The organism is Mycobacterium gordonae (assembly GCF_001417955.2).
Lineage (GTDB): Bacteria > Actinomycetota > Actinomycetes > Mycobacteriales > Mycobacteriaceae > Mycobacterium > Mycobacterium gordonae_B.
In genome coordinates this window covers 1-5354 of the sequence record NZ_LKTM01000085.1, presented here as the reverse complement: position 1 = coordinate 5354, position 5354 = coordinate 1, and the positions used below count along the sequence as shown (strand labels likewise).

Annotated in this window: 3 protein-coding genes; 2 read left to right on the top strand and 1 reads right to left on the bottom strand. The window is 62.4% G+C overall.

Annotation, left to right across the window (positions count from 1 at the left end; genetic code table 11):
- The first annotated feature begins 1929 nt into the window (after positions 1–1929).
- Positions 1930–2367, top strand: a complete 438-nt coding sequence (locus tag AO501_RS09705) for a DUF4189 domain-containing protein (RefSeq protein ID WP_055577520.1) — start codon at positions 1930–1932, stop codon at positions 2365–2367.
- A 494-nt stretch (positions 2368–2861) separates the two neighbouring features.
- Here the strand turns inward: AO501_RS09705 and AO501_RS09700 are convergent, their stop codons facing one another.
- On the bottom strand, positions 2862–3782 hold the full coding sequence (locus tag AO501_RS09700) for an IS110 family transposase (protein ID WP_197419811.1): 921 nt from the start codon (positions 3780–3782) through the stop codon (positions 2862–2864).
- A 903-nt stretch (positions 3783–4685) separates the two neighbouring features.
- Between AO501_RS09700 and AO501_RS35370 the strand changes: the two genes are divergently transcribed.
- Positions 4686–5354 (top strand): DUF732 domain-containing protein (locus AO501_RS35370; protein ID WP_156452441.1); only part of this gene is annotated, 669 nt, incomplete at its 3' end.

The following is a 5354-nucleotide window of genomic DNA, read 5'->3' as shown; positions in this document are numbered from 1 at the left end:
GCACCACCACCACCACCCCACCGCGCCAGCATCGGATCATCCCGAGTACCAGACCGCCCACCAACTTCTGCACCGCCGCGACCACCTCCTAGCGCACTCGACGAAATCGCCGATCTCGCAGCACAACTCGACGCCCTCACGACGACCCGCTCCCGCCACCGCAGCCACGACCCAAGTTATGGACTCGACATCTAGAACAACCAAGGATCAGGGATTCACTTCGAGCGGTGGCTGACGCGCCCAACCGAGGGGCCCATTCGGCCCGCCGAACAGAGCGGCCATCCACCTCAGCGCCTTCTCAGCGCCCGTCCCATACGCTCCTGGTCCTATCACACTTGTTGCTAAAGCGGTGACTGAGAGAGATCCCGACTCGTGCAGAGGGCAGGGCGATATGCAAGGCGAATACGGTGCTTTCATCGGGTTTTCCTAATCGGCCTGCGTGAAGGCTTAGAGGTAACGCTCATCATTGCCCGGGGCTAGGGAATTCACACCAGCCGCCAGGTGGTCCGACACTGTGATCACTGGCCAGAACGTTTGCGGCACGGTCGCAGGTGCGCCCGACATCGAATGGACAAGAGATCGGCAACTACTCTTGCTCGTCGTCCACGGCGGCGCCAACGTGGAAAGTTTGTACCAATGGTGGAGCCGATTCGGGAACGCATCTCAGCGGCTGTTTGCCCGCTAAGGTGCCACAGTAAGCTGCAATGGTAATGCCCGACGGACCGTGGCAACGGATTGCATCAACGCACCACCCGTCCGTAGAGAAGACGCCAAAATCGCCGCACTCCAAAGTCATCCCCGCACAGCCCCGGCACCCCGCGCCGAGCATCCACCGCACTCACAACCGCGTGCCGTCCAATCGCGCGCCAGATCGCAGCCCGTCCCGACCTGCACCGCTCCGACCCCGCCCCGCAGCCGCAGAAACCGCGCAACTCGCCGATTCGGTGTGCCGGTCACGGGCAGCAGGCCACGGGCAGCAGGATGCGGCATGCGCCCTAAGATGACTGCACCCACCCGCCGCCAGGGGGCAGTGAGACGCATTAGTAACAAGCGCAATCGAACACCGTCGGGGAACAGAAACGCCCAACCGGCCACTCTTGCTGCCGCGGGCGATAAGGGTACCCCGTATGGGTACATGCCATACTGTACGGCTGCGGCCCGCTACGCACTTCAGGCGGTACCACGCGCCTGCGCACCTGACCCGTTTCCGCGAACCGCGCTAGGGCAGAAACATCGACCTCGACCGATATCGCAGACACACCCGCCTCACGACGGCCTGTGCTCTGTGGCTGTTTTCGCACATCAGCGGACCAACGGTCCCCGCAAACTAGTTCTCAGCGTGCCCCTAAAGGGGTTTGCAGCGACTGACCCGGCGTCGGAATCCCGGGTGGCCGGACCCGCAACAAAGTGTCTTGCGGGTTGCCGCAAGATTAAGATTTTGACCCCTGCCCCAGTGACTTTAGTCCCTACCCCCTAAGGGTATTTCTGTGGCAGAATCACTCGGCATGACGCAAACAAATGAGTCCAGCGAGCCGCCGGCTACGGCGGCACAGCCTTCCGTCGCCGATCGCCCCAGTCAACCCAGCCGGGTAGATCGAATCTGGTCCGTCGTAGCAATCACGGCCGGAGTCGTCTTCATCGTGACTGTGATCTTTTTTTGGGGTTTCTTCTTGGGCCGCGCTACCGACGGCCCCAGCGGTGGGCAGCGAGCCTCCAGCGGCTCGGGCGACAGCAGCTGTCCGATGATGGGATCGGGCGGGGGCATGCGGCCCGGCACGATGCATCCCGGAAGCTCCATGGAGCCTCATGAATCGGGAACGCCGACACCACAGCCCACACCGCATCATCCATAACTTCAGAACGCCTACGGGGTAACCGGTTGGTCTCCCGCCAACGCCTCCGCCAGTCCTCAGCAAAGGGGTTAGTGAAATGAAAACGAAACGTCGTCAGCAAATCGCGTTTGCGGTGGCCGCCGTCGGTGCCACAGCGGGGCTGATGATCCTGGTGCTTCCGCTTGTTCCCCAGGTCGGTGCCAACCTCGACAATGCTGCAGTGGCCGAGATGGGTATGGCACCCCAAATGCCCGTCCCCCATGTGATGCGTTATGGCGCGATCGCTTACTCCCCAAGCACCGGCGCATGGGGCACCTCGCGCGGCTACCAGGTCAAGCTTCAAGCCGAACGAGTCGCTCTGGACCAGTGCGGTGAAAATGATTGCAGAGTCATCATCAGCTTCAACCTCTGCGGCGCCGTCGCCTCTGATGGCTCGAGATACCAAGGTGGAACAGGACTCTCACGTCAAGCGGCAGAACAAGACGCGTTGAACAGGCTGGGCGGCGGGAAGGTAGTCAACTCGGTGTGCAACTGAGTTGCCGACACATTCTCGATCAAATCGCTCACAAGCCGGACACTTAGGCTTGCGCCGCGTGCGCCCGGGAGAAATACGAGACTCGGCCCACTTCTCGGCCGGCTCCACCCATCCTCGGCGCGGCGGGTATGCCAGAGCCGCCAGCCATATCAGCGGTGAAGGCGTCCGCTCGCCAACAAACACGTGACTGCGGACCAAATGTGTTGCACCCTCCCAACGTTGGCGATCGCGATCGGAGCCAGCGGAGCGACTCATCCGATAGCTACGTTCGACCGTGCACCCTCAACCGCCGACCACGCATACAACCAGACCGAACGACTCGTCATACCGCTTTGCGGTCGGGCGCCTGAGCGTTCGTGGACAAACGCGCCACAGGCGCGTGACTGTGAAAGCAGGCATCCGACGCTAATCCGAAAACAATGGTGAGCTGACTTGGGAATCTGCACGTCGACATGGCCGTGCGGGTGACGGCGGGACCAGTGTGCGCAGTGGGGTCAGGCCGCTGAAGTAAGGGTAACGGTGTAGCCGAGTGCTTCGAGTTGGCGGATGTGGTTACGTTTCTGTGTATCCGAGTTGATATGGCGGGTGAAGTGATCGGCACCGAGATCGGTGAAGCGGGTGTCTCTTTGTTGGCGAGAAGGTGCCATACGATGACCAGGATGGAGCGTGCGACAGCGACGATCGCGCGTTTCTTGCCGCGCCGTCTGGGTATGCGCCGGTACCGCTCGCCCAGGAAGCTGTCGGACCTCGGCGATGATTACCGCGGCAGCGACCGGCCCGACACCGGGTATCTCATTCAGGCGCGCTGCCGCCGCCGCGGAAGGGGCCAGATACGCCTCGATCTGTTCATCGACGGCGGCGATGTCGGCATCGATGCCGTCGATGCGGTCGAGCATCCGCGACAAGAGGAACCGGTGGTGGCTATCGAAGTGGCCGTTGAACGCCTCGTCCAGCCGGCCGATCTTGGTCCGCGTGCCCGAGCGCGCCATCTGCGCCAGCACATGCGGGTCGCGTTCGCCAGCGATCAACGCGGCCATCATCGCCCGCCCGGGCACCCCGAAGATGTCGCAGGCGTCCTCGAGTAGCTTTTCGACCCGGGTCTTCGCGGTACGCACCCCGACCAAGTCGACGCGGTAGCGACTCAGATCCCGCAAGCGGCGGGTCGGCCACGGCGGCACGAAGCTTGGCCGCAGCATCTGCCGTTGGGCGACTTTGCACAACCACACCGCATCCAGCACATCGGTCTTCGGCCGGCCCGGCAGATGTTTGACGTCGCGGACATTGACCAGCCACGGAGCCAGCCCGTGCGCCTCCAACAGGTAGGATACCGGTTTCCGACAGTCACTGGTCGCTTGCACCACCACCCGCTCGATCCGCAACTCGACCTCTTCCAGATGGTTGGCCAGTTCGGTCAACGACTGGTCATCGTCGAATGTGTCGACACCTCCCGGAGTCGACTCGCTCCGGGGCCCGCAACCCGCACACAAGACACCAACTCGGCCTTGCCGATATCCAGGGCAGCGACTCTCTAGCAATGACCTGTTCCTCGTCATGGGACTCGGCCAACATCGTTCGCGTCAACTCCTCTCCCGCTCGCATCAACAGGGCGTGGTCGCCTGTGGGGCCGCACAAAAGAAGCACTGAATCGAATCCGCGTGCTCGACCGAAACGTCAACGGCAGCAACAATGAAGGGTCCAGAACGCGACTCCAGCGCCCGGCTAGAACACGGCGTCGAAGAACCGTAGAGCCACGGCGTCGCAAGGCGACCACCACAACATTTCAGCCCAGGAACGGGCGACCCACCGGGGTCAGTCTCGCTAGAACGGAAATCGCGTTGAAGCCCTTCTTGCGTTCCGATGACTTCCCCCGATGAAGACGCGGCCCGTACCCTAGCCCGGTTGCCCCACGCAGACAACACAACTGCTTGACCAAGGTACCCCGTGGGGGTACATTTAGCCGCTATGGAGAGATGTAATTCCGCCGCAGATCCCACAGCTGCTTCTCGTTAACTCAGCACAACAACGTGCCGCCGCGTAGCTGAACGTCTGTTGGCCTCGCTTGACTTGTTAGGGGCGACCAGCCGCGACGAAAGCGGCCAACGGTCACGGCGATATGCCCGAGGCAACCAGGACTGCAGGTGCAATCTGCTGGCGGGAATTGTCTTTGATATGCGAATCATCGTCGCTCCTGTTCCTGGGCGAGTCATGACCGAATTAAGCGGCGCAACGACGTCGCAGCGCCTGAAAACCGGCGCACGCAAGAAATATAGGCGGACGGCCTACCGGGCGAACGTCTTCATGGCAGAAAGACACAGGGCATGTCCACCAGAATCAACACGCATGTCGGCGCGCTCGTCACCGCCCTCGCGGTCATCACCGGCACCGCCATTCTGCGTGGCGGCGCAGCAGCGGCCGACCCAAACCAGGATGACCAATTTCTCGCTCTTCTCGAAAGCAAGGAGATCCCTGCTGTCGCTAATGCGCCGAGGGTCATCAACGCGGCTCATAAGGTTTGTCTCAAATTGGACGGCGGTACGCCAGTGGACGAAATCGTCGACGCGCTACGCAATGACGCATACAACATGGACCCTACACTGCGCCGTTTTCCCCCGGCGCGAGTCACCACTACCATGACCCGATTCATCACTGCAGCCGTGGAGGTCTACTGCCCGTACGACCGTGGCGCAATAGCTCCCGTAGTGTCCGGCGCGGCGTCGGGACCGCATCAATCGATGTATCGCGTCGGCGGCTATGAGCGCCATTCGGTCAATTCGGGCACTAATTCACTGACGCAGCGCGCAACGCCGTGCGTCGAGGCTGCCGCGCGGCCGGATACCCCGGGCGACCACGTGGTCGGCTTGACGCCTGAAATCTCCCGGCCGGCTTGGACATACCACGCCGAGAGGAGGTCGGTACATGACACAGTGCCGGCCTGGGCCGTCGGTGGCTTACCGGCGGGTGGTCCCCACCTCCCGAAACCGCCACAG